Below are 24,955 nucleotides of genomic sequence, written 5' to 3' on the forward strand. Positions count from 1 at the left end.
ATAGACGCCCCGCATAATATTCACAGTCAGGCTGATAACATTGTGGCTGGCCCCCCACTTTTCTGGACAGGCCTGCCCCCCTGCCAGTAGACTGGCGAACTAATCACTGAGGTATTTTGGAGCAATGTCCTGCAACAAAACTGCCAGCACCAGCCCTAATCCAAGTCTTGCTGCTAACAACCTCCGCAGCGGATGAAAAAATCAACGCTTTTCTCTGTCTTGATGTTGTGTATATCCTTATAGAAAGTGGATAGATTTTACAAGTTAGCTGGCTGCTTTACCAAACTGCGCCCGGTAGGCCTCTGTTACATCCTGCAACTGGCCGCCTGCCAGCTGGTAAATGTGCTCTGCGCTGAGGATGGTTTCCGGCCGGTGGGCAATCACAATCCGGGTCATACTAAGCTGCTGAATGGCCTGATTAACATAGTGCTCCAGCGCCACATCCAGATGGCTGGTGGCCTCGTCCAGCAGCAGGATTTTGGGTTGGCGGTACAAGGCGCGGGCCAGTAATAAGCGCTGTTTCTGGCCGCCGGATAGCGCACTACCCATATCGCCCACCAGTGAGTTGTAGCCCATTTGCATGGCACTGATATCCTGATGAATACCGGCCAGCTGGGCGGCTTGATAAACCTGTTGCATATCCAATTGCGGGTCAAAAAAGCTGATGTTCTCAGCCAAAGTACCGGACATCAGTTGGTCATCCTGCATCACCGCCGCAATCTGGCTGCGGTAATTGCGCAGCCCCAGCTTTTTAATTTCAATGCCATCCACTTCCACCTTGCCGCTTTCAGCGGGCAATAAACCCAGCATCAGTTTCATTAGGGTGGTTTTGCCGGTACCAGACGGGCCGATAATGGCGATATTGGCTCCCGCCGGAATATCAATGCACAGGTCGGTAAACAATAGCGGCTCATTATCGGCGTAGCGAAAGCGGATATTGGTTAAACTCAACTGGCCGCTGATGTCTCGGCTCGGCTGGTTCAGCCCTTCGTCTTCTTTGTCGGTTAAAGCGATATCGGCCAGGCGGTCTAAATGCAGCCGGGTCATTTTAATTTCGATCAGTTTGTCGATTAAAGCCGCCATCCGGTTGGTAAACTGGGTTTTGTAGGCCAAAAAGGCAAACAGCATGCCGACAGTGATATCGCCGCTAATCACAGTTAGCGCAGCCAAGTACACCACCAGAATGTTCTCGATGCCAAACAGCAACTGGTTGATGGTTTGATAGGAAATCTGCCACTTGCCCAGCCGGTAGCTTTGATTAATGGCATCGGCATAGCGATTTTGCCACAGGTTTAACCGTTGGCTTTGTTGACCAAACAACTTGATGCTCTGCATGCCGCGCACCGTTTCCATAAAGTTGCTCTGCTCTTTGGCGCTGGCCATAATGCTGGCTTCAGTCAGTTGGTGCAGTGGGCGGTACAAGATAAAACGAATGGCAGCGTACAGCAGCACTACCAGCACCACCACCAGTGCCAGCTTGGGGCTGTATAAAAACATCATTACCAACACGGCAATGGCCATCAGGCCATCAATCACCCCTTCGACCAGGCTGTTGGTCAGCAATTCCCGCACTGAATTAAGCGAGCCAAAGCGTGATACCACATCGCCCATATGGCGTTTATCGAAGTAGCTGAGTGGCAAGTGCAGCAGATGGCGCATTAAATTGGTGGCCATTTGCACGCTCATCACCGAGCCTAAATGCAGCACCACCCAGCCGCGCAGAGTTTGGGTGACTACCTGAAACAGCACCAACAAGCCAAAGCCAAGCGCCAGCACCACCAATAAGGGTTTATCGTGGCTAATCAGTACTTCATCCACTACCAGCTGGGTGTAATAAGGAGTGGCAAGCAAGAATAGTTGCAGTAACAAAGAGAGCGCAAAGAGTTTGAACAACGACGGCAGCAAGCCTTCGACTTTGCTCCAGAAAGCTGTCAGGCCAAGCTTAACGCGCTCGTCGATTTTTTTAAATTCGTTGCTTGGGGTAAGTTCCAGCGCTACGCCAGTAAAGGCTTTATCCACATCGCACATGGATAGGCGACGCTCGCCCATGGCAGGGTCTAAAATGGTAATGCCATTGCGGTGCACTTTTTTCAGCACCACAAAGTGGTTCATTTCCCAGTGCAAGATGCAGGGGGTTTTCAGGTTTTTTAAATCAGCCAAATCCAGCTTGAGCGCCCGGCCGGTTAAATCCAGTTGATTGGCCAGCAGCATCAGCTGCTGCAAATTGGCACCTTTAAAGGACACGCTGTAGCGATTACGCAGCGTAGTTAAGTCGAGCTGATGGCCATGGTGATTGGCGATCATCGCCATGCAGGCTAGCCCGCATTCAGCTGCTTCTGATTGCAAGATCATCTAGATCACACTCTAGTAAGTTTAATTTTTTGAGACTACCGAATAGCTGATTACGAAACCACCCAAGCAATTAAAATAATAATGTGTTTTATCGGACCTGTTACCAACATTACAATTGAGTATCTTTTTAGCTTAGGAAATAAATCCTCGCACAAAACCACACTACTGGTTTGCAGTTTAAACTTACACAAAGGAAACAACCAAGATTTCAATATAAATTCTTCATCACCAATTCTGAACTTATGGTTTGAGAAGGGTAGCCAAATGAATTTAGAAGTAACAGCTTTGCCATCGAATCTTACTAAGATCTTGGAGGTAATTACATTGTAACTTACTTCAATAAATGCATTTTTGTATCTAATCTCTTTTTTCATAACTAAGCCCGCAACTATCCAGCCAACTCATTTTTTAATTAAATATTTAATCATTTGCAGCAAAATAAAATTGGAAAGTAAAATTAAAGTTCAAATGCATACACTGCAAGACAAATCGGCCAGCTAAAAAGCCAGCCGATTCTTTCATTTATCAGTCGTCTAGAGTTGGAGCATGAGCTTCATTTGTAATTGAAGGCACTATAAGGGCTCCAATAATGACTCTAGCGACAAAGATCGCTACAGGAGCCGCACCACCACTCACTTCTTCCACTTGATCAAATGTTAATTCTTGCATACTATCTCTCCTTGAGACATTTTAAGTTTACGATTTGCTCTTTTTCGAGCACTACAATTGCCCTCTCAGGCTTAAAATCGGCTCAAACAACCAGCTGATAAGGCTGCGTTGTTCCAGCACGATATCTGCGCTTAACAGCATGCCCGATTGCAGCGGGACGCTGTTGCCGTAAGCGCGGATCTCTTGCGCCGCCAGCGCTACCTCGACCCGGTAGACTGGCTCCTGCACGGCGACAGGCATATCGACTTCCCCCGGAAGCACGATGGCCTGCGCTGTGCGAATCACTTCCCCTTCATACAAACCAAAACGCTGGTACGGAAAGGCATCAAACCGGATGCGGGTGTGCTGGCCCGGCTGCACAAAGCCATAGGCCCGGGTCGGCACCAGCAATACCGCTCTAAGCTCTGCGTTCTCAGGCAAAATGGTTAAAAAAGGCAATTGGCTGGTTAAGCTGGTACCGATATCAGCCACCAGATTGGTCACCCGGCCAGAAATCGGTGCGGTAATCAGCAACTGACCGCGCGCATCCAGCTCTACTTTTTGTTGCGCCAATCGTGAGCGGTCGGTATCCAGCAGCGCCAATTGCTGCGCCTGCTCAACCGGCAGCCGTGCCAATTGGCCCTGCAGTTGCTCAATGCTGGCCTGCTGTTGCTGGGCACTGGCGCTTAGTTCGGCCAGTTGCTGGCGAATGCCTAAAATAAGTTCAGCTTGCTGCTGCAGCTCCAGCTCTGAGATAGCACCTTGCTGCTGCAATTGCTGGAAGTTATGCAAACGGCTTTGCTGCAGCGCCAGCCGCTCATGTTGCAACTGCTGCTGGCCTTTTAGCTCTTGCAGCATGCTCTGGCTTAACAGCAAACGGCTGTTTAATTCGGTTTCTTGCTGGGTAAATTGCTGGCCCAGTTGCTGCTGGCGTAAGCTTAGTAACTCAGTTTGCTGCACTAAGCCCTGAAACAAACTTTGGCTGAGCGACAGGCCATCGGCCAGATGCTCGGGGATATGAATAAGCGCCAGTGGTGCACCAGCCTCGACCTGCTGGCCATCCTCAACAAACAGTTGGCTGACAATGCCGGGGCGCGGGCTGCTGACCTTGGCCAGCCCCAAATCCGGCTTTAAATAGCCAGTGACGGTTTCTTTGCGGTGAAAAGAGGACAGCGCCAGAAACGTAATCAGGATGGATACCAGCAACAACAACGCGATGGTGAGTACGCTGCTGCTAAGTGGCTGGGCAATAATGACATCGCCATCCAGCTTGGCGGCCTGCTGCTTTACCGCATTAACGCGGAATAATCCCTGCTCTGACACAATAACCTCTGTACTACTATTGGTCTGTTAACAACTGCAAACATCTGTGAACGGCGCGGATTCTATTGACGGGGAATGCAACATTCAACACTTTGTTATATAACTTTTTGGAATTAAACCATCGCTAAATTTACACTCGTTCATTTTTTACTCAGAAAACAATTACCTAAAAAATGACCTTGCAGCAGCTTGATGCAAAAAATTTTTTCTAAAAGTGCTGCAAGCCTTCGACTTTGCTCCAGAAGGCCGTCAGGCCAAGTTTGACGCACTCGTCGATTTTTTTAAATTCGTTGCTTGGGCTAAGCTCCAGCACTACACCGGTAAAAGCTTTATCCACCTCCGCCATGCTTAACCGGCGCTCGCCCATAGCAGGATCTAAGATGGTAATGCCAGTGCGATGCGCTTGTTTCAGCACCACAAAGTGGTCCATTTCCCAGTGCAAAATACAGGGAGTTTTCAGCTTGCTAAGCTCATCCAGCTCCAGCTTTAGCGCCCGCCCGGTCATATCCAGCTGCTCTGCCAACCGCATCAGCTGCTGCATGGTGGCCCCCTTCAGCGACACCGCATAGCGGCTACGCAAAGTAGTCAGATCGATTTGGTGGCCATAATGATTGGCTATCATCGCCATGCGGGCCAGGCCGCATTCAGCGGCTTCAGTTTGAAGGATCACCTATTACCCCATACAATTATTTATCTAATATTGCCGCCAAAACTCAAGACATAAGTGTTCTAGCCACCACACCAATAGTGTTGAATATCATATGAAGTAATATAGCCGGGTATACTGAATTGCTATGCTCCCTTACCCAGCACAGCAGTATGGACAGTGTGAAAATATTCACCAGAGTAAACACGCTATAATGAAAGTGCATCAAAGTAAAAATAACTGAAACTATCAGATATCTGACATAAACTCTCCGAAACAGCGGCATCAATTTAGTTTGCAAGTACCCCCTAAACCAAAGCTCCTCTACAATAGGGATTATCATGATCGTGTTAACAACATAAATGTAATAATTCTCAACCCCATCATAGGCATATTGACCTCGATCCGAGGCATAGCTTTCTCCACTGCCAGGGAAAAACCATGTAGAAGTAAGACCTGAAACAACTGCAACGGCATAAACCCCAAATAAACCCAGCAGATATTTAGGGTAGTGCTGCACACTGGTAGAATGAAGCGCGAAGTTATGTTGAATTCTGGCAAGCTTAAACCCTGAAAACAACACCAGTGCCAGCGCCATCCCTACGGCCATTGAAAATTTATCAACCAACTCGAACACCAGCTGGCCTTTTCCACACAAAAGAAAACAGGATGAATGAAGAGCGATTGCAGGAAATGCAGCCACAAATATAACAATCAAAAAAAACAAAATAAATGGCTTGATGTAACCCCACATACCAATCCCCAGCATTTCCTAAACATAACAACCATTTTAAAAGGCATAATGAGACTTGTATGCCCATTATGCCGTTACAGACTCTATACTTGTATTAATCAGTCTTACACGTTACTTCCATAGCATCTGTTTTAACAGTTTCAACCGCACCACTTTCGCACATACGCTGTATATTGTTTGTGTCAGTCAAGACTTTAACGGCGCCAGTTGCATCTTTAAATGCACCAGCTATATTTTCGATCCCCCTACCAATGCTGCTGAATGCACTACCAACACCTTGGCCAATGCTCGACCAGAAGCCTCCAGATGAACCGCCACCATCTTGATTCATTCCCTTTTCTTGTTGTCAATTTGCTCTTGATTGAGCGTTACAATTGCCCTTTCAGGCTTAAAATCGGCTCAAACAACCAGCTGCTTCTTGTCTGTTGAAAAGAGCGGCTGCGTTGTTCCAGCACGATATCTGCGCTTAGCAGCATGCCCGATTGCAGCGGGACGCTGTTGCCGTAAGCGCGGATCTCTTGCGCTGCCAGCGCTACCTCGACCCGGTAGACTGGCTCCTGCACGGCGACAGGCATATCGACTTCCCCCGGAAGCACGATGGCCTGCGCTGTGCGAATCACTTCCCCGTCGTACAAACCAAAACGCTGGTACGGAAAGGCATCAAACCGAATGCGGGTATCCTGGCCTGGCTGCACAAAGCCATAGGCCCGGGTGGGCACCAGCAATACCGCTCTAAGCTCGGCATTTTCCGGCAATATGGTTAAAAACGGCAATTGACTGGTTAAGCTGGCGCCGATATCGGCCACCAGATTGGTGATCCGGCCAGAAATCGGTGCGGTAATTAATAGCTGACCACGCGCATCCAGCTCCACTTTTTGTTGTTCTAACTGTGAGCGGTCGGTATCCAGCGGCGCACCAGCATCGACCTGCTGGCCACCTTCAACAAACAGTTGGCTGACAATGCCCGGGCGCGGGCTGCTGATCTTAGCCAACCCCAAATCCGGCTTTAAATAACCGGCGACGGTTTCTTTGCGGTGAAAAGACGACAGCGCCAGAAACGTAATCAGGATGGATACCAGCAACAACAACGCGATGGTGAGTACGCTGCTGCTAAGCGGCTGGGCAATAATGACATCGCCATCCAGCTTGGCGGCCTGCTGCTTTACCGCATTAACGCGGAATAATCTCTGCTCTGACACAATAACCTCTGTACTACTATTGGTCCGTTAACAACTGCAAACATCTGTGAACGGCGCGGATTCTATTGACGGGGCATGCAACATTCAATGCTTTGTTGTATAACTTTTTAGAATTAAACCACCACAAAATTTACAACATCCAATTTTTTAGCAAGGAAACAGTTGCTTAGCCTTGAAAAAACAACCACTCCAGCTGTGAATGATTTAAAAAATTTTATGTAACAACCTTAGCGCAAGCTGATACTTCGCTGCTGAAACAAAGAACGTTCAACTTCAATCGTGTTCTGCCATATAACCAAGGATTCTGGACAGGCCTCTGCCCTACCATTAGACTGACCGCCTTACAGCCTTCTTTTTTGGAGCAACTCCCTAATGCTTGCTTTTTGGTTTCGTATTCCGTTCTGGCAGCGTGTGCTGGGCGCTATGTTGCTGGGCATTGGCCTGGGTGTGGTCTTTGGTGAAAAAGCCACTGTACTGCAGCCGCTGGGCACGCTGTTTATCAATGCCATCCGCATGCTAGTGGTGCCGCTGGTATTTTTTGCCCTGATTACCAGCATCACCTCCTTGGGTGATACCTTAAAAATGAAACGACTGGCGCTAAAAACGGTAGGCCTGTTTCTGCTTACTGCCATGATAGCCAGTCTGATTGGTTTAACCGTGGGCAGTTTGATGGACTTCAGTACCATCACTGAGCTGACCACTACCGAAGTACGTGAACGCGATATCCCGCCGGTGGCGACCGTGCTGACCAACCTGATCCCAACCAACCCGGTAGCGGCGCTGGCCAGTGGCAATGTGCTGCAGATTATTGTGTTTGCGGTGCTGGTGGGTATTGCCATCAATGTGGTGGGTGAAAAAGCAGAACCGATGCGCAAAGTGATGGAGGCCGGTGCCGAGATCATGTATCAGATCACCCGTATGGTGCTGCAACTGACGCCGATTGGCGTGCTGGGCCTGATGGCCTGGGTCGTTGGTAGCTTTGGCCTGGAAACTTTATTGCCCCTGGGCAAGTTTATTCTGGCCATCTACATCGCCTGCTTTATCCATATTATTTTTACCTATGGTGGCATGGTGCGTTTTTTTGGCGGCATGTCGCCACTGGCGTTTTTCAAGGCCATCTTGCCCGCCCAGCTGGTCGCTTTTAGCAGTGCCAGCAGCTTTGGCACCCTGCCGGTGACCCATAAAGTGGTGACCGAGGATCTTAAAGTTTCGAAGAACTACGCCAGCTTTGTGCTGCCGCTTGGCGCCACCATCAACATGGATGGCTGCGGCGGTATTTACCCGGCCATTGCTGCGATTTTTATTGCTCATCTGTATGGCATTCCACTGGATGCGACCAGTTACCTGCTGATTGCTATAACGGCTACCCTGGCGTCTCTTGGCACAGCAGGCGTGCCAGGCAGTGCCATGGTTATGCTGACAGTGACTTTAAGTGTGGTGGGTTTGCCACTGGAAGGCATTGCCTTTATTGCCGCGGTGGACAGAATTATTGATATGATGCGCACCGCCACTAACGTGACCGGTGATACCATGGTGGCCCGGGTGATAGCGCACTCTGAAGGTTTGATTGGGCAAGAGGACGAAGCGCCGGCTGCTGTTGCAGCCAGCCAAAGTTAGTGTGGACTGGTTTTAACTGCTAACTTCCACTCAAGCCGGTAGCTGTATACCGGCTTCACGCATCCGCGCCAGCTTGTAGCGCAGCGTGCGGTCGCTGATCCCCAAGCGCTCAGCCACATCTTTGCGCTTGTTGTCACAGGCCCGCATCGTTGCCAGGATCAAACGATGCTCCTGCTCATGGATTTCCTGCTTAAACTGGCTGACATCGGCATCCGCTTCAGCAACCCCTATAGCAGGTGGTGCTAACTCTTCAATGTAGATATCCTCAGCAGTAATCGCCCCATCACTGTGAATAATCAGTGCCCGCTGCATCACATTATCGAGCTCGCGAACATTGCCCGGCCAGCTGTGTTGCAGCAGCTTTTGAATGGCGCCCCCTTCAAGTTGTGGGATAGCAATACCATCGCGTTGGCAATGCCGCTCCATCAGGTGCTCGGCCAGAGGCAGGATATCCTCTGGCCGCTCGCTAAGGGCCGGCCAATTCAGTGGAAACACATTCAGTCGATAGTACAAATCTTCCCGGAAACGCCCCTGCTGCACCGCTTCTTTTAAATCGCGATTGCTGGTGGCCAGCACCCGCACATCCAGCTTGATGGTTTTGCGGCTACCAAGGCGCTCGACTTCGCGCTCCTGCAACACCCGCAGTAACTTGGCTTGCAGATTTAAGTCCATTTCGGTGATTTCATCCAGCAAAATGGTACCCTGCTGAGCTTGTTCGAACTTACCCGGACAAGCCTGCACCGCCCCGGTAAAAGCGCCTTTTTCGTAACCGAACAAGGTGGATTCCAGCATATTCTCCGGAATAGCCGCGCAGTTAATCGCAATAAAGGGGCCATCGGCACGGGGAGATTGCTGGTGAATATACTGCGCCAACACCTCTTTACCGGAACCACTCGGGCCGGTCACCATGACACTGGCATCGGATTTGGCCACTTTGGCCGCTAAACGCACTAGCTGCTTGCTTTGCTCGGCAGCCACAATAGGCTCAATGCCAGCCAGCTGCTCAGCCGGGACATAACGGCCAACCATATTGACCAACACTTCCGGTGAAAAAGGCTTGGATAAATAATCCACCGCGCCCTGACGCATGGCCTGAACTGCATCATTCACATTGGCATAAGCGGTCATAATCAGCATCGGAATATGAGGGTAGTGCTGTCGCACAGTCGCCAGCAGCTCCAACCCGGTGATACCAGCCATTTGCACATCGCTGATAATCAGCTTAATGCTTTGCTGCTTTAAGTGCAGCAGGGCTTGTTCAGCGCTGTCGGCAGCAATCACTTGGTAGCTTGCCAGGCTCAAAGTATCCACCAGCGCCTCACGCAAGCCGGCATCATCTTCTACCACCATGATTTTAGTGGGCGTCATGGGTATTCTCCTGGGTGTTGAATTCGGTATGGTGCAAAGGAAGCTGCAAACGGAAACCGGCTCCACGGCTTTGTGGCAGATAACTGATCTGGCCCTTGTGCGCATTCGCGACCGCCTGCACCACCGCCAGACCAAGACCAGTGCCCTGGCTGCGGGTGGTAAAGAAAGGTTCAAAAATTTGCTGCTGCAAATGCTCCGGTACACCAGGGCCATTATCACACACATCGAGCAGCAGCCATCCACCCTGCTGCTGGCAACGAATGCTAAGCTCTGCCCCTTGGCCGATAATTTCCAGGCTGTTGTGCAACAGATTCTGAATAGCGCCAGCCAGGCTGCTCTGATTGGCCCATAGCTGAAGCTGTGGCTTGCTGAGATCAATGTTCAGTGATGCATTATGGGCTGCCAACTGCGCTTCAATACCAGCCTGTACTTCCTGCAATAAGACCTCAACCGATATGCAGCTGACACTGGCTTCATTGCCAGAGCGGGCAAACAGCAGCATATCATTAACCTGCTGCTCCAAATCCTGCAATCGGGCCACCAGCTTTTGTTGAAACACCGACTTAGCATCGTCGTTCAGCCGTTGATTGGTCAGGTTCTCTGCATAAAGCATGGCTGACGAGAGCGGTGTCCGAATTTGATGCGCCAGCGTCGCCATCATCTTACCCAGGGTGGACAAACGCTGCATATGCGCCAGCCGGCTTTGCAACTGACGGGTTTCGGTTAAATCGGTCAGCACGATTAACTGCCCAGGCTCTGGGCTCAGAGCACTGATAGCCAGTTTCACCCGACGACCATTGTAGAGGGAAACTTCCATGCCATCGTCACTGCGAGGCCGGAACGAGCGGGTAATGACATCCAGCCAACGCTGGCCTTGTAACGGCTCACCCAGCATATCCAGTGCCATCGGGTTTGCATCAGCAACATAACCACGCTCATCCAGCACCACCACCCCCACCGGCAGCATGGTCACCAAGTGATGCATACGATCGCTGGTGGCTGAGGCTGGTTTTAGGTAGCGGCTGAAATCGGTCACAGCATCAGGTGTCGATTCCAACTCAAACAAAGTTCTGGCGGTATGCATGTCACACCTCTACGAAGCATATCAGGTTCTCTAAGCGGAACCATGCAGAGAGTGTGCCAAAAATTATTCATTTAAAAACAAATGGATAGAAAAAACAATTGAAAGGTGCTGCGTCAGGATTCTGACACAGTGGTTGATTTTTAGTCGTCTTTCGCCAGATTGTACTTGCGCATTTTCTCCACCAGAGTCGTCCGGCGCAAGCCTAACATATCGGCAGCACGCGCCACCACAAAGTCATGTCGTTCCAGTGCCTGGGTAATAAACTGAATTTCCAGCTCTGCCAGATGCTCCTTCAAATCGAGCCCTGCGTGCGGCAGTTGTGGATCGGCTTGAAAGCTATCGTCAGATAGCTCACTAAAAGCCGCCTCATCGTCATCAGCTTGAAACAGCTCATTGAGCAAATCACGCTCTTGCAACGACTCTGGATAGTCCGGTACATAGCTGTCCACTTCCAGGTGCTGATAACGTAGCGGCAAATCGGCCACATCCACCACTTGATTCGGATACATAATGGCCATACGCTCCACCAGGTTGGCCAGTTCGCGCACATTGCCAGGCCAGGCATGCAGCTTCAGGCTTTCCATCGCCCGCTCGGTAAATTTCACCCTGGCATGGCCCGCTTGATGTTGGCGCTGAATGAGTTCCTGACACAGCTGAGGTAAATCTTCCGTGCGCTCTGAGAGCGCCGGGGTTTCAATCGGGAATACATTGAGTCGATAGAACAAATCCTCACGAAAGCGGCCATCGGCAATCATTTGCTCTAAATTACGGTGCGTGGCGGCGATAATGCGCACATCGGCTTTGATTGGCTGATTCCCCCCCACCCGCTCATAAATGCGCTCTTGCAAGACGCGCAGTAATTTGACCTGCATCGGCAACGGCATGTCGCCAATTTCATCCAGAAACAAGGTGCCGCCCTGTGCCAGTTCAAAACGGCCTTTACGGGTAGAAAATGCGCCGGTGAAGGCACCTTTTTCATGACCAAACAGCTCACTTTCTAGGAGCTCGCCAGGAATTGCACCACAGTTTATCGGCACAAAGGGGCCATCCGCCCGACGAGATAATAAGTGAATATTACGTGCCACCACTTCTTTACCCGTGCCAGAATCACCAAGGATCATGACATTCGCTTCAGTCGGTGCGACTTGTTGAATCAAAAAGCGAACCTGTTGCATTGGCTCGGCAGAACCTACCATATCCACGAGGCGAGCAGTCTGATCTTTTCGCTGTTGCCCAGGCAGTAAGCGGTGATACTCCTGACAATCGCGAAGAGATTGCATCAGGCTGTCGTAGCGAAACGGTTCAGTCAGAAGTGCCACTACATTGCCAAACTGCAGCAAGCGTTCTCCGCCACTGTCAAGTAATAAAAAAGCGGTGGCCGGAAACTGCTCGATCAGGGTTTGTGACTCATCGGCCACCTCACCAAGCAAAACGACAGCCGGCTCGGACTGCTGCAAACAGCTTTTCAGTTCAGCAGAGGCAATGATCTGATAAGGCTCCTGCACAAAGTCGAGAATGGTACTAAGGCGCTGCTGGCGCGAAAGGTTGCTATCAACAAGATACAGCTTGGGGGTTGAGCGCATAGTCACCGGGGATCGATTATTCTGATTATGTCCTCATTGTAGCGAAGCACCACCCGCTTGCCAAACAAAAACCGCTGGAAAATTGACGTAATGTCAAATTTCCAGCGCTTTAGCAGAGCACCGCATGGTTTTAAACTAACCACCAAGAATACGTAATGCCTGTTCCTGCTGCACCCGCCCCTGGGCAGCCACACTAATACTGGACTGCAGCAAAATATTGCCTGCCACTTGATCACTGACGGCTTTGGCATAATCCAGGTCTTCAATCCGGCTGCGAGCTTCCGACTCGCCAATGCGCTGACGATCTATCACACTGGCCGCGGCTTCAAAAGCATTGATGGTAGCGCCGGTATCAGCGCGCAAGCCACCGAGTTGCTGCAATGACTGCTGCACATTGCCCAATGCTGTACCTAGTTGGGCCGGGTTGGTCAGATCAAAATCAAACAAATCGCTGCTGCTCAGTAAAGCACTGACATCATCCGTTGCCAAACTCAGGCTACTATCACCTGTCCCAAAAGTAACATCACCGCTTTGATTGAACAGGCCTTTGCCAGCAAACTCAGTGTTGTCGATGGTCTGGCGAATGTTATCCAACAACTGATTGGCTTGCTGCTGTAAAGCCTGGCGCTCACTGGCACCGTAGATACCATTGCCAGCCTGGATGGCCAGGGTATTTAAATCCTGCAAATTCTCTTCGATGGCCTGTAAGCCTTGATCGTAGACCCGGGCCAAAGACACGCCATCATAAACATTACGAGTGGCCTGTTCACGGGCATTGATATTGGATGTCAATTGATTGGCGATTTGCAGGCCAGCCGCATCATCAGCAGCACTGTTGATACGTCGTGCAGTCGCCAATTTTTTGAACAAATTGTCTTGCTGGGCAATTGTCTGATTCAAAATGGAATTATTATTGCTGACTTTCATCCGGACCACCTCACCAAAATGATATGTTTAAATTATAACCAATAACCGCGTCAGAAGCGAGTTTCTTAGCGCCCAAGCTTGTATTTTGCAGCCCAAGTAGAGCTGAAAATACAAATACCATTCGATGTCGGCACAATTTATGCTATGTTCAAGCAGTTACAGAGCGGCATGACAGAGGTGTAGACCATGTTTGATGGCAAAACGATTCTTATTACCGGTGGTACCGGCTCATTCGGCCACAAATACACCCAGACCTTACTGGCAAGATACAAACCAAAAAAAATCATCATCTATTCCCGGGATGAACTGAAGCAGTATGAGATGCAGCAAGTCTTTCATCAGGACTGCATGCGTTACTTTATTGGCGATGTTCGCGATGCCGACCGGCTGGTCCGGGCCATGCGAGGCGTCGATTTTGTGATTCATGCTGCAGCTTTAAAGCAAGTGCCAGCCGCCGAATACAACCCGATGGAGTGCATTAAAACCAACATCAATGGCGCAGAGAATGTAATCAATGCTGCCATTGATGCCAATGTGGAAAAAGTCATTGCTCTGTCAACCGATAAAGCCGCTAACCCAGTCAATCTGTATGGTGCTACCAAACTGGCATCGGATAAATTATTTGTGGCAGGCAACAACATTGCCGGTGGCAGCCGGCCCCGTTTTTCCGTGGTGCGTTACGGTAATGTGGTCGGTTCGCGAGGCTCTGTAGTGCCGTTTTTTCAAAACCTGATAGATAAAGGCCACGATCATTTGCCGGTTACCCACACGGACATGACCCGCTTCTGGATCACCCTGCAACAAGGGGTCGACTTTGTACTAAAGAACTTTGAGCGTATGTTGGGTGGGGAGATTTTCGTTCCTAAAATCCCGTCCATTCGCATTATGGACTTAGCTAAGGCAATGGCACCGACGATCCCAATTAAAGAAGTGGGAATTCGCCCCGGCGAGAAACTGCATGAAGTGATGTGTCCAGGAGAAAACTCATATCACACTTTTGAGTTTGCAGATCACTTCGTGATTGCTCCATCCATCAAGTTCTTTAACCGTAAAAATAGTTTTGATATCAATGCACTGAATGAGAAAGGTAACCTGGTACAACCTGGTTTTGAATATGCGTCCAATACCAACCCGCATTTTCTTAGTGCTGAGGAGATCCTGCAGTTTAACCTGGATGCCATGCAATGATCCCCTATGGTCGACAGCACATCAACCAGGCCGATATTGATGCCGTTTTGCAAGTGTTGCAAAGCGACTTTTTAACTCAGGGGCCAGCAGTGCCAGCCTTTGAGCAACAGCTGTGTACGCTTACCGGTGCCAGCTACGCCATTGCCATGAACAGCGCCACCTCAGCACTGCATCTGGCTTGCCTGGCTTTGGGTGTAAATTCTGCCAGCCGGGTCTGGACTTCGCCCATCAGTTTTGTTGCCTCGGCCAATTGCGCCCGCTATTGCGGTGCTCAGCTTGATTTTGTTGATGTCGAAGCGGAAACCGGCAATCTATGCATTCAGGCTCTGCGCACGAAACTGGAGCAAGCCAGGGCCAAAGAAAGCCTGCCGACGGTGGTGATTGCCGTCCATCTGGCGGGTTTAAGCTGTGATATGCAGCAACTGCGACACCTGGCTGCTGAGTTTGATTTTCGGATTATTGAAGATGCCTCCCATGCCGTTGGCGGCCAGTATCTTGGTCAGGCAGTTGGTTCATGCCAGTACAGTGATATAACGGTATTTAGCTTTCATCCAGTAAAAATTATTACCACCGCCGAAGGGGGGATGGCGCTGACCAATCAACCAGAGCTTGCTCAGCAGATGCAACTGCTTCGCAGCCATGGCATCACGCGCGAAGAAAGCCAGATGACAGAGCCGTCCCATGGCCCCTGGTACTATCAGCAACTGCAACTGGGCTACAACTACCGTATGACCGACTTGCAAGCGGCTCTGGGGCTAAGCCAAAGTAACCGGCTACGTGAGATCATCAGCCGCCGTCAACTTCTGGCCCAGCGCTATCAACAGGTATTATCAGGCTTACCTCTGGACTGCCCACCCCAGCCGGACAGTACCTTGTGTAGCTATCATTTGTTTATTATTCGTCTGCATGATAAAAACAAACGCAAAGCAGTGTTTGCGGGCTTACGTCAGGCTGGTATTGGCGTCAATGTGCATTACATCCCTATCCACACCCAGCCGTATTATCAGCAGCTTGGTTTTGATTGGGGAGATTTTCCCGTCGCTGAAGATTTCTACGAGCGTATTATCAGCCTGCCGCTATACCCAGAGCTAACGGAGCAACAACAGGACTTTATCTGTGAACAGCTGAAGGCATTATTATGACAGTGGCCATAATCCCGGCCCGTGGCGGCAGCAAACGTATTCCAGGCAAAAATCGTCGTGATTTTTGCGGTGCTCCCATGCTGAGTTACCCCATCAAGGCGGCCCTTGCCAGCGGCTGCATTGAACGCGTCATTGTCTCAACCGATGATGAGGCCATTGCCGAGCTCGCCAGGCATTTTGGCGCCGAAGTTCCCTTTATGCGACCCAAGGAACTGTCTGACGATCACACTGGAACAACCCCGGTTATTCGCCATGCCTTGCAGTGGTTAAAATCGCACGGCGAGCTGCCTGAATACACTTGTTGCCTGTACGCGACGACGCCGCTGCTGCAACCGCAGGATCTGGTCAATAGTTTATCCATACTTAAAAGCTCAGCTCGTCACTTTGTGTTCAGTGCTGCCCGCTACACATTTCCGATACAACGGGCTTTACTGCAAACCGCTGAGGGTGGGGTCACTCCATTTGATCCACTGAGTATTGGTAAACGCTCGCAAGACCTGCCGGAAACCTTTCATGACGCCGGCCAGTTTTACTGGGGCCGCTCAAGCAGCTGGTTAAGTGGCGAGCACCGTATGTTTAGCGACAGTGCCAGCATGTATCTGCTGCCGGATCACCGGGTGCAAGACATCGACACACCAGCAGACTGGCGAAGGGCCGAGCTGTTGTATCAATTGCTTCATAATGACTCCGACCATGAAGATTTGCATCCGCACCGATAGCTCCAACCGGATTGGGTCCGGCCATCTGATGCGTTGTCTGACACTGGCCAAAGCACTCAGACAACAAGGGGCTGAGATACATTTTTTCTGTCGCCCTCACCCGGGACATAGCATCTCACTCGTTGAAGACGCAGGTTTTCAGCTCTTAGCCCTGCCACTTCACGGGGCATCCAACCAGCTTAGCGGCTACCAAGAGTGGCTCGGCTGCACCGAAGCAGAAGATGCCATCGACTGTTTACAGCACCTGCATGCTCCGGTTGACTGGCTCATCGTCGATCACTATGGCCTGGCGGCTGATTTTTGCCATGCCATGCGAACCCGCTGCCAGCGCATCCTGGTGATTGATGATTTAGCCAATCGCCAGCACGACTGTGACTTATTGCTGGATCAAAACCTACTGCCCAATTACCAACAACGTTACGATCCATGGCTCGATCCTGAAACACCCCGTTTGCTCGGGCCACGCTATGCCCTGCTCAGGGACGAGTTTTACCAAAGTGAGGCAGTGCAGCGAGAGCCGGGCCGTTTACTGGTTTTTTTTGGTGGCAGTGATCCCTTCGGCCTTACCAGAAAAGCGGTGGATGCTATTCTTCAACTTGGCCTGGCCCCGCTGCATGCCGATATTGTGATAGGTCAGTCGCATCCCGAGCGCGAGCAACTGCAGCACTTGTGTGATAGCTCTACGAGGCTGCAACTTCATGTGCAGTGCACCACCATGGCCTCATTAATGCGACAGGCACAGCTGATGCTTGGCGCTGGGGGCTCTACCCATTGGGAGCGCTGCATCTGTGCACTCCCCGCTTTGGTGGTTACCGTAGCTGATAACCAAGTCGCCACAACTGAGTATTTGCATACCTTGGGAGCTTGTCACTGCCTTGGTTCCGCGGATCAACAAACAACAGCAGGCTTTCGCGATGCCCTGCATTCTTGGTTGCAACAACCGGAACAGTTAAAGTTAATGGGGCAACAGGCAGCCAGTTTGGTTTCTCTCTCAGGAGGACCTCGCGCTGTGATAAAGCATCTGTTATCGTAACAATTAACTAGTGGGCTGGTCTAATTAGGGCAAACAACACTATAGTTAATGTCAAAGCGCTACTTGTCTCTTAACCGAAAAGAGGTTTGAAGATGGAGCAACTTCCTCAGGCTATGACAGCCTCGGAACCCGAAGAAGCACCGATGGATTTTCTTGCCGATAATGAGGTTGAAACGGAGCAACAAGGCAGTTGGTCCATTCTGATTGTGGACGATGAGCCTGAAATGCACCACGTCACTACCATGGCTCTGCGCGATTATAGCTTTCAGCAACGAAAACTCTCTTTTATCAGCGCACACAGTGCGGCAGAAGCCAGGTCAATCTTGCAGCAACACAATGACATTGCGCTCATTCTGCTTGATGTGGTGATGGAAACCGATGATGCCGGCCTGAAATTGGCACGTTATATCCGTGATGAACTGCGCAATCAGCTGGTACGCATCATACTGCGAACAGGCCAGCCAGGGCAGGCACCTGAACAAAAAGTAGTTCAGGAATATGACATTAACGATTATCGTTCAAAAACTGAACTGACGATGCAGCGACTCACCACAACCATTACCTCTGCACTGCGATCATACCTCGCAATCAGTCAGCTGGAACAACTGAATCAAACGCTGGAAGCGAAAGTTGCTGCTCGCACTCAGCAGCTAGAGGCTGCCAATGCCAGATTAAAGCAATCACTGGCCGAACTTCAGGCAGGTGAAAAAGCTGGCAAACAGGTCCAGTTTAAGCTGTTACCCCCTAGGCAGTGGGGCTGGCAGTCTTTCCAGTTTGAGCACCTGCTTTACCCATCCGAATACATGAGCGGTGACTTTGTCGATTACTTTGTTATTGATGATGATCACTGCGGTTTTTATATTGCTGATGTATCCGGCCATGGCGTGGCTTCAGCCTTTGTGACGGTTTATTTAAAACGCTTTGTCAGCTCACAACTTGAGCGCTTTAAGCAGCAGCAATCCAGGCTCATTCTAGAACCCGCCGCCTTGCTTACCGAGCTGAATAACGAGTTATTAAAAGAAGGCATTGGCAAGTACATCGCACTGTTCTACGGTGTCCTAGACCGACGCAATCATCAGCTGGCCTTTGCCAATGCTGGCGCTTTCCCTTGGCCTTTACTTCAACCCGAAGGTCAGGCGGCTCAATGGCTGGAGCTTAAAAGTACCCCTGCTGGCATGTTTGAAGCCGTCAACTATCAAGACAATCATATCGATTTTACACCAGGAACTGCTATGCAGCTTTGCTCGGACGGCTTGCTGGATTTACTGCCAGGCGAAACCACCGAACAAAAGCTGGCGTTGTTGCAACAACATGGTGTGACTGAGCTGGCACAACTCTTTACTGATTTTAAGGTTGATGTCAGTCAATCCTTGCCGGATGATTTAACCGTCCTTAGAATCCATTGTCCAGGAGATGTCAATGAGCGATGAGCAGATTCTGTTTGCCTGCTTGCAGGATCACTGTTATTTCAAGCTAACCGGTGAGCTTCGTTACACCAATGCCATCGGCATGGACGATCTGATTGAGCAGTTATTCGAGCAGGAGCAGCCAGCTTGTGCTCAGGTGGTCGTCGATTTAAATGAAGCCAGCTTTATCGACAGCACCCACATTGGGCTATTGGCCAGTCTGGCCAGACATTGCCAGCAACATCAATTACCAAAACCGGTGCTATTTTCTACCAACGCTGAGATTAACCAGTTATTAAAGGGCCTTTGTCTCGAGCGCGTATTTGATTTTATCGAACACCCGACCAATCAGGCTATCGATCTAACCCCGGTTCAAACTGGGCAACCCAGTGATCAAGACAAAGGTGAAATGATACTCAGAGCCCACGAAGCATTGCTGGATTTGAGCGATACGAACCGACAGGAGTTTAAACCCGTGGTGGATTTACTACGCAAGCAGTTACAGGATGATTAAAGTCAGTTGTCAATTGGCCGATAAAACAACTGTAAGCCATTGTCTAGCCAGCAGTGGCATGACAAATAAAAAGATAGCAGATACAATGACTTTAACGGCCAGTCCGCAGTCTCAGTGAGGTTTTTTATGTCCGATATTTTCATTGGCCAGCGGGCCATTGGCCCTACTCAGCCTCCTTTTATCATCGCCGAACTGTCTGGTAATCATGATCAATCCCTTGATAAAGCCCTGGCGATGGTCGATGCCGCAGCTGCTGCCGGTGCCGATGCTATCAAGTTGCAAACCTACACAGCAGATACCATGACGCTTGATGTTAGTGATGGTGAGTTTTACATCGATGATCCTGCCAATCTCTGGCATGGTTATTCACTGCATCAGCTGTATCAGAAAGCCATGACCCCTTGGGAGTGGACTGCTGCCATTTTCGAGCGAGCTCAGTCGCATGGTATGCTCGCATTTAGTACCCCTTTTGATCTGAGCGCTCTGGTTTTTCTGGAGCAGCTGCAGGCCCCCTGTTACAAAGTTGCTTCCTTTGAAAACAGTGATCATGCGTTGCTAGCGGCTGTGGCCCGTACCGGTAAGCCTGTAATAGTATCCACCGGTATGGCGAGTTTGGCCGAGCTGGCTGAGTCGGTCGAAGTGCTGCGCAACAATGGTTGTAAAGACCTTATTTTGCTCAAATGCACCAGCAACTACCCGGCCCGTCCGCTGGATGCCAATCTGAATACCATCCCTCACCTGGCAGAGCTGTTTCAGTGTCAGGTTGGGCTATCCGATCACACCATGGGCGTTGGCGTATCCGTGGCCAGTGTTGCCCTTGGAGCCAGTGTCATTGAAAAGCATTTTGTACTGGACCGCAGTGAAGGTGGTGTCGATGCTGAGTTTTCACTTGAGCCAGTGGAGTTTCGCCAGTTGGTGGATGAATGTCACCGGGCCAAAGATGCCCTGGGCCAGGTCTATTACGGCGCCACGGAAAAAGAGCTGGCCTCGCGCCGTTATCGCCGCTCTTTGTACATAGCCGAAGATATCCGTGCAGGCGAGCTCTTTACGGAGCAAAATCTGCGCTCCGTGCGCCCGGGCTTGGGGCTGGCACCCAAGTACCTGCCACAGTTTCTTGGTAAGACGGCGGCCTGCGAGCTGAAAAAAGGCACCGCCCTGAGCTGGCAACACCTAAGCGGCAATGTCGACGCTGGCAGCAAGAGGTAAGCTGTGTCAAACTACCTGGTTGCAACCATCAAGCCCTGGAATATCGAAGCCTTTCACCGATTTAGCCCTCAGCTACCCGGCAACTGGCATCTGATATCCTCACGGGATGAGCTAACGGAAGCTCTGCTGGAAAAGCTGCAACCAGCGATGATTTTTTTCCCGCACTGGAGCTGGAAAGTACCAGATTCAATGCTTCAAAGCGTGCCTTGTGTCTGTTTTCATATGACCGATTTGCCCTTTGGCCGCGGTGGCAGCCCATTGCAAAACCTGATCCTGCGCGGTCTTTGCGATACCAAGTTAACGGCTCTGCAAATGACCAGTGAACTGGATGCTGGCCCAATCTACGCCAAAACCGCTTTATCACTGGAAGGTTCAGCGCAACAAATTTTTCAGCGCGCTGCACCTTTAGTTTATCAATTGATAGAGCAGATTGTCACAAAGCAACTGCAACCTAAGCCTCAACAAGGCGAGGTTGTGGTATTTGAACGACGCAGTCCTTTGCAAAGCGAACTCCCCCAAACAGCAGATGCCAACCAGTTGTATGATTTTATCCGCATGCTGGATGCAGATACCTACCCCAGAGCCTTTGTCCGCCATGGCAACTGGACGATGGAGTTATCAAGCGCCAGCTTGAATGCGAATGGAGAGCTCAGTGCTCAAGTCCGTTTTATCGCCTCAAAAACCAACGAGCAATCGGGAGCCAATGCATGAATACTGTCCTGGTGGTAGCCGCTCACCCTGATGATGAAGTACTGGGCTGTGCCGGCACGATAGCATTGCACAGTCAGTCTGGTGATCAGGTGCATGTGCTGTTTCTGGCCGATGGTGAGCAATCAAGACCAGCCCACCAACAACAGCAATCAGCACGGCAAGCGGCCGCCAGGGCGGCTGGCGAGGCTCTCGGCGTCACTTCAGTGCAATTTTTAAGCTTTGCCGACAATGCCATGGACTCGGTCCCCTTATTGCAGATTGTCCAGGCGATAGAGCCAATGATCGCTCAGCTGGCACCGGATACCATTTACACCCACTTTGGCGGTGATCTGAACATCGATCACCGCATTAGCTATCAAGCCGTTCTTACCGCCTGCCGGCCACAACCTGGTCACAGCGTACGACGCATCTACTGTTTTGAAGTGCCTAGCAGTACCGAATGGGCGGCTCAAAGCGGGCCTGTGTTCCGACCAACACTCTTTATCGATACGCACAGTGTACAAGACAAAGTTGAAGCCGCCTTGCACTGCTACGCGACAGAGCTAAGGCCCTTTCCACATGCCCGCTCGATGCAAGCCATACTGGCACGCCAACAGCTGCGAGGCAGCAGTGTTGGATTACCACTGGCTGAAGCCTTTATGATTGAGCGGGAACTCAGGGCCAAACCATGAGTACTGTGAAACACTACCCGCGCAGTACCTTTCGTTTGCTGAGCGAAGACGAGCTGAAACTTGTTTGGCAGTGGCGTAATAAAGCGACCATCCGCGCCAATATGCACCATGACCAGCTGATAAGCTGGGAGCAACATCAAGCCTGGTTCAAGCAGTTAAACACGACCGGTACGGTTTTCTTTGTGATGTGGCAAAACGAGCGTCCCATTGGTGCTCTGTATTTTCAACCCCACTCTGACACAGGGCTGGAATGGGGCTGTTACCTTGGCGAAACCGATGTATGGCCTGGCAGTGGCTTGCTGCTGGAGATTGCAGCACTTGATTACGCCGCGCTCCAAAGTCATTGCAACACCTTGCATGCGGAAGTTCTGTCGTTTAATCACAGTGTGCTTAAACTGCATCAGCTGTTCGGTTATCAGGAAACTGCCATCACACCGGCAGCCTCTAAACGCAATGGCGTGCATTACCAGGTTCATCACTTTTGCTATGCAACGGCTGACTGGCAATCGAACCGAGCCACGATACTGGCTAAACTACCAAAGCAAATTGCCAACGCAGCTACCTTTATAGAATTTTTCAATTGATAGGATTTCGTGTGGACCTACAAACTCATATCCAAAAAACGCTACTGCAGGTTGCCGAGCTGGCCAACTGCCAAATCAGCCAACCGCTGACCGATGATACGGTGTTGCTGGAGAGTGGCCTCGACTCACTCGGTTTCGCCATGTTGGTTGCCCAATTGGAGGAGGAACTTGGCATGGACCCCTTCAGCGAGATGCAAATTGCCGTGTACCCAAGAACCCTGGGTGAGTTTATTCATATCTACCAACAGGCAGCTGGATCATCATGATGGCTTTCTGGCAACAGTTACCACAAACTCCGCCTGATCGACTGGCGGTAGATGGTGCTTTGCCACTAAGCTTTGAGCAACTACACAATAGAGCAACACAGCTTCGCAACACACATCCAGAACTGTATGGCAAGGCTTTGGCGCTAGAGTACACCAGCACCACGGAGTTTCTGTGTGCCCTGCTTGCTTTTGACGGTTGGTGCTCAGCTTTGTATTTGCTGCCAGACACAACGCAGGAGTTGGCTATGCCGGCAGATCTGATGCATTGGCCAGCCGATACGGCAGTAAAAACGCCGCTTAGCGAACTCTGCCACTCGACCGAGCCAGCGCTTGAAACCGTCTGGTACTTAGCCACTTCTGGCACCACAGGCACGCCAAAATGGATCCCTCATCGCTTTGCCAGTTTATGTCGGGCCGTTAAAAGCAACCCAGCCTCCGCATTACGTTGGGGGCTTTGCTACCAGCCCTATCGCTTCGCTGGCCTGCAAGTCCTGCTGCAAAGTGCACTAAGCGGTGCCTGTTTGATCGACGCCAGCAGCGGAGATGCACATCAGCGGATGCAGGTATTTAAACGCTATCAGGTCAATGCTCTTTCCGCCACACCATCACTTTGGCGCCAATTGCTAATGACCAATCAGCTGGCTGAACTGCCCTTGCTGCAATTGACGCTCGGAGGCGAGATTGCCGATCAGCCGTTATTAACCAAGCTGCAACAGCTGTTCCCAACAGCCCGTGTTTTGCATATCTATGCGTCAACTGAGGCCGGTGTTGGCTTTTCCGTGTCTGACGGTCAGGCTGGTTTTCCAGAGGCTTGGTTACAGCAAACACGCTCAGGGATCCAAATGCGCATCAATGCAGAGCACCATCTTTGCATCAAGCCAGCGACCGTCCCGGTCAGAAGCCAACATATCGTTGTGGATGCGGATGGTTTTATCGATACCAGCGATGTGGTACAGCTGAAGTCAGGGCGGGTACTGTTTCTTGGCCGCGCCAACGGTGCCATCAATGTTGGTGGTAATAAAGTTCATCCTGAGCAGGTGGAGCAGGTTCTGCTGCAGCATGAGGCCGTGTTGCAGGCCAGAGTCTATGGTAAAGCCAGCAGTGTGCTTGGTCAGTTGGTGGTCGCCGATGTCGTCGCAAAACCTGGCAGTGACCTGAAAAAACTGCCAAGTCAGCTGATGCAACTCTGCTTAACGCAGTTGCAACGCTATCAGATCCCAACACGGTATCACTGGGTATCGGAACTGGCCAACAACAGCAGCGGCAAGTTAAGCCGTAAGGAATCGAATGTCTGACTTAGTGATTGTGACTGGTGCCAGCCGCGGATTAGGGCTGGCCATTTGCCGGCAGCTGTTAACGGCACATTATCGGGTGCTGGCGTTATCCCGCACCGAAAGCGCCGAGCTGGCCGCGTTAAGGCAACAGCAGCCGGCGCTTGAATTTGAAGCCGTCGATTTGGCGAAGCTTGAAGAGCTTCCGGCCCGGTGCGCCAGCTGGATCAAACGTTTTGGTCGCCCCTATGCTTTAATAAATAATGCAGCGGTCGGTTACGATGGCGTGTTAGCCACCATGCACAACAGTGAAATTCATCAGCTGCTCGCACTAAATATTGAAGCCCCTATCCTGCTGTGCAAGTATCTGCTCCGGCCGATGCTGCTAAACCGCAGTGGGCGTATTATCAATATTTCCTCCATCATCGCCGGTACCGGTTTTAATGGTTTAAGTGTGTATGCCGCCAGCAAAGCGGCCTTGGAAGGCTTTAGTAAGTCACTGGCGCGGGAAGTAGGTAAAGCGGGTATCACCGTCAATTGCGTCGCCCCCGGCTACATGCAAACCGAGATGACGCAGAGCTTGCAGGGCGACAAACTGGAGAGCATTAAAAGGCGCAGTCCGCTCGGCCGTCTGGCCACCCCGGACGATGCCGCCGCTGCCGTGCTGTATTTACTAAGCGAACAAGCGGCCGCCGTGACCGGTACCGTGCTTACTGTGGATGCCGGCAGTACTGCCTAAGCCC

26 protein-coding genes are annotated in these 24,955 nt (G+C 50.9%); 14 read left to right on the plus strand and 12 right to left on the minus strand.

Features of this window, described 5'->3' with window-relative positions:
- Positions 1 to 264: 264 nt before the first annotated feature.
- From BLW37_RS07235 to BLW37_RS07270, 8 genes are all read right to left on the minus strand, one after another.
- Positions 265 to 2,352 (minus strand): peptidase domain-containing ABC transporter, encoded by a 2,088-nt coding sequence (locus tag BLW37_RS07235; RefSeq protein ID WP_091341431.1) that lies wholly within the window; start codon positions 2,350 to 2,352, stop codon positions 265 to 267.
- 50 nt (positions 2,353 to 2,402) lie between these two features.
- A complete protein-coding gene (locus BLW37_RS07240; RefSeq protein ID WP_091341433.1) occupies positions 2,403 to 2,726 on the minus strand; it encodes a hypothetical protein in 324 nt (107 codons plus the stop codon).
- 151 nt (positions 2,727 to 2,877) lie between these two features.
- Positions 2,878 to 3,021 (minus strand): class IIb bacteriocin, lactobin A/cerein 7B family, encoded by a 144-nt coding sequence (locus tag BLW37_RS07245; protein ID WP_091341435.1) that lies wholly within the window; start codon positions 3,019 to 3,021, stop codon positions 2,878 to 2,880.
- Positions 3,022 to 3,072: 51 nt separating this feature from the next.
- Complete coding sequence (locus BLW37_RS07250) at positions 3,073 to 4,323, minus strand: HlyD family secretion protein (RefSeq protein ID WP_091341436.1); 1,251 nt, start codon at positions 4,321 to 4,323, stop codon at positions 3,073 to 3,075.
- 208 nt (positions 4,324 to 4,531) lie between these two features.
- The gene (locus BLW37_RS07255) at positions 4,532 to 4,993 is read right to left on the minus strand and encodes a cysteine peptidase family C39 domain-containing protein (RefSeq protein ID WP_091341438.1); all 462 of its coding nucleotides are present in this window, start codon (positions 4,991 to 4,993) and stop codon (positions 4,532 to 4,534) included.
- 43 nt (positions 4,994 to 5,036) lie between these two features.
- Positions 5,037 to 5,723 carry a CPBP family intramembrane glutamic endopeptidase gene (locus tag BLW37_RS07260; RefSeq protein WP_171907573.1) on the minus strand — a complete coding sequence of 229 codons (687 nt, stop codon included), beginning with the start codon at positions 5,721 to 5,723 and terminating at the stop codon, positions 5,037 to 5,039.
- A gap of 94 nt (positions 5,724 to 5,817) precedes the next feature.
- Complete coding sequence (locus BLW37_RS07265; RefSeq protein ID WP_091341442.1) at positions 5,818 to 6,054, minus strand: hypothetical protein; 237 nt, start codon at positions 6,052 to 6,054, stop codon at positions 5,818 to 5,820.
- A gap of 37 nt (positions 6,055 to 6,091) precedes the next feature.
- On the minus strand, positions 6,092 to 6,922 hold the full coding sequence (locus BLW37_RS07270; RefSeq protein ID WP_091341443.1) for a beta-barrel domain-containing protein: 831 nt from the start codon (positions 6,920 to 6,922) through the stop codon (positions 6,092 to 6,094).
- Between the two features lie 372 nt (positions 6,923 to 7,294).
- On the opposite strand from BLW37_RS07270, the gene BLW37_RS07275 reads away from it, so the two are divergent.
- A complete protein-coding gene (locus tag BLW37_RS07275) occupies positions 7,295 to 8,539 on the plus strand; it encodes a dicarboxylate/amino acid:cation symporter (RefSeq protein ID WP_091341445.1) in 1,245 nt (414 codons plus the stop codon).
- 30 nt (positions 8,540 to 8,569) lie between these two features.
- On the opposite strand, the gene BLW37_RS07280 is transcribed toward BLW37_RS07275, so the two are convergent.
- From BLW37_RS07280 to BLW37_RS07295, 4 genes are all read right to left on the minus strand, one after another.
- Complete coding sequence (locus BLW37_RS07280; RefSeq protein WP_091341447.1) at positions 8,570 to 9,907, minus strand: sigma-54-dependent transcriptional regulator; 1,338 nt, start codon at positions 9,905 to 9,907, stop codon at positions 8,570 to 8,572.
- Entirely contained in the window at positions 9,894 to 10,991 is a 1,098-nt protein-coding gene (locus BLW37_RS07285) for a sensor histidine kinase (RefSeq protein WP_091341448.1), read from the minus strand. The genes BLW37_RS07280 and BLW37_RS07285 overlap by 14 nt, the downstream gene beginning before the upstream one ends.
- Positions 10,992 to 11,131: 140 nt before the next feature.
- The gene (locus tag BLW37_RS07290; RefSeq protein WP_091341450.1) at positions 11,132 to 12,574 is read right to left on the minus strand and encodes a sigma-54 interaction domain-containing protein; all 1,443 of its coding nucleotides are present in this window, start codon (positions 12,572 to 12,574) and stop codon (positions 11,132 to 11,134) included.
- 135 nt (positions 12,575 to 12,709) lie between these two features.
- Positions 12,710 to 13,501, minus strand: a complete 792-nt coding sequence (locus BLW37_RS07295; RefSeq protein ID WP_091341452.1) for a flagellin — start codon at positions 13,499 to 13,501, stop codon at positions 12,710 to 12,712.
- 186 nt (positions 13,502 to 13,687) lie between these two features.
- On the opposite strand from BLW37_RS07295, the gene pseB reads away from it, so the two are divergent.
- The 13 genes from pseB to BLW37_RS07360 all read left to right on the plus strand — a co-directional run bounded on the left by pseB (position 13,688) and on the right by BLW37_RS07360 (position 24,951).
- Complete coding sequence (gene pseB / locus BLW37_RS07300) at positions 13,688 to 14,689, plus strand: UDP-N-acetylglucosamine 4,6-dehydratase (inverting) (protein WP_091341454.1); 1,002 nt, start codon at positions 13,688 to 13,690, stop codon at positions 14,687 to 14,689.
- Positions 14,686 to 15,831: a UDP-4-amino-4,6-dideoxy-N-acetyl-beta-L-altrosamine transaminase gene (gene pseC / locus BLW37_RS07305; RefSeq protein ID WP_091341455.1), complete on the plus strand. Its 1,146-nt coding sequence runs from the start codon at positions 14,686 to 14,688 to the stop codon at positions 15,829 to 15,831. Before pseB ends, pseC begins: the two co-directional genes overlap by 4 nt.
- Entirely contained in the window at positions 15,828 to 16,550 is a 723-nt protein-coding gene (pseF, locus tag BLW37_RS07310; RefSeq protein ID WP_091341457.1) for a pseudaminic acid cytidylyltransferase, read from the plus strand. Before pseC ends, pseF begins: the two co-directional genes overlap by 4 nt.
- Positions 16,525 to 17,583: a UDP-2,4-diacetamido-2,4,6-trideoxy-beta-L-altropyranose hydrolase gene (pseG, locus tag BLW37_RS07315; protein WP_091341459.1), complete on the plus strand. Its 1,059-nt coding sequence runs from the start codon at positions 16,525 to 16,527 to the stop codon at positions 17,581 to 17,583. The genes pseF and pseG overlap by 26 nt, the downstream gene beginning before the upstream one ends.
- A gap of 92 nt (positions 17,584 to 17,675) precedes the next feature.
- A complete protein-coding gene (locus BLW37_RS07320; protein WP_342744203.1) occupies positions 17,676 to 19,013 on the plus strand; it encodes a PP2C family protein-serine/threonine phosphatase in 1,338 nt (445 codons plus the stop codon).
- Positions 19,003 to 19,503, plus strand: a complete 501-nt coding sequence (locus BLW37_RS07325) for an STAS domain-containing protein (RefSeq protein ID WP_245785648.1) — start codon at positions 19,003 to 19,005, stop codon at positions 19,501 to 19,503. Before BLW37_RS07320 ends, BLW37_RS07325 begins: the two co-directional genes overlap by 11 nt.
- Positions 19,504 to 19,629: 126 nt before the next feature.
- A complete protein-coding gene (gene pseI, locus BLW37_RS07330) occupies positions 19,630 to 20,709 on the plus strand; it encodes a pseudaminic acid synthase (protein ID WP_091341462.1) in 1,080 nt (359 codons plus the stop codon).
- Between the two features lie 3 nt (positions 20,710 to 20,712).
- Entirely contained in the window at positions 20,713 to 21,420 is a 708-nt protein-coding gene (locus BLW37_RS07335; RefSeq protein WP_091341464.1) for a formyl transferase, read from the plus strand.
- The gene (locus tag BLW37_RS07340) at positions 21,417 to 22,091 is read left to right on the plus strand and encodes a PIG-L deacetylase family protein (protein WP_091341465.1); all 675 of its coding nucleotides are present in this window, start codon (positions 21,417 to 21,419) and stop codon (positions 22,089 to 22,091) included. Before BLW37_RS07335 ends, BLW37_RS07340 begins: the two co-directional genes overlap by 4 nt.
- On the plus strand, positions 22,088 to 22,675 hold the full coding sequence (gene pseH / locus BLW37_RS07345; RefSeq protein WP_091341466.1) for a UDP-4-amino-4,6-dideoxy-N-acetyl-beta-L-altrosamine N-acetyltransferase: 588 nt from the start codon (positions 22,088 to 22,090) through the stop codon (positions 22,673 to 22,675). Before BLW37_RS07340 ends, pseH begins: the two co-directional genes overlap by 4 nt.
- Before the next feature lie 11 nt (positions 22,676 to 22,686).
- Positions 22,687 to 22,941, plus strand: coding sequence for an acyl carrier protein (locus BLW37_RS07350; protein WP_091341468.1), 255 nt, complete (start codon positions 22,687 to 22,689; stop codon positions 22,939 to 22,941).
- A complete protein-coding gene (locus BLW37_RS07355; RefSeq protein ID WP_091341470.1) occupies positions 22,938 to 24,236 on the plus strand; it encodes an ANL family adenylate-forming protein in 1,299 nt (432 codons plus the stop codon). The genes BLW37_RS07350 and BLW37_RS07355 overlap by 4 nt, the downstream gene beginning before the upstream one ends.
- Positions 24,229 to 24,951, plus strand: a complete 723-nt coding sequence (locus BLW37_RS07360) for an SDR family NAD(P)-dependent oxidoreductase (RefSeq protein ID WP_091341471.1) — start codon at positions 24,229 to 24,231, stop codon at positions 24,949 to 24,951. The genes BLW37_RS07355 and BLW37_RS07360 overlap by 8 nt, the downstream gene beginning before the upstream one ends.
- The last annotated feature ends 4 nt before the right edge of the window (positions 24,952 to 24,955 follow it).

The sequence above is a fragment of the Alkalimonas amylolytica genome (assembly GCF_900107845.1).
In the GTDB taxonomy this organism is placed as follows: Bacteria; Pseudomonadota; Gammaproteobacteria; order Enterobacterales; family Alteromonadaceae; genus Alkalimonas; species Alkalimonas amylolytica.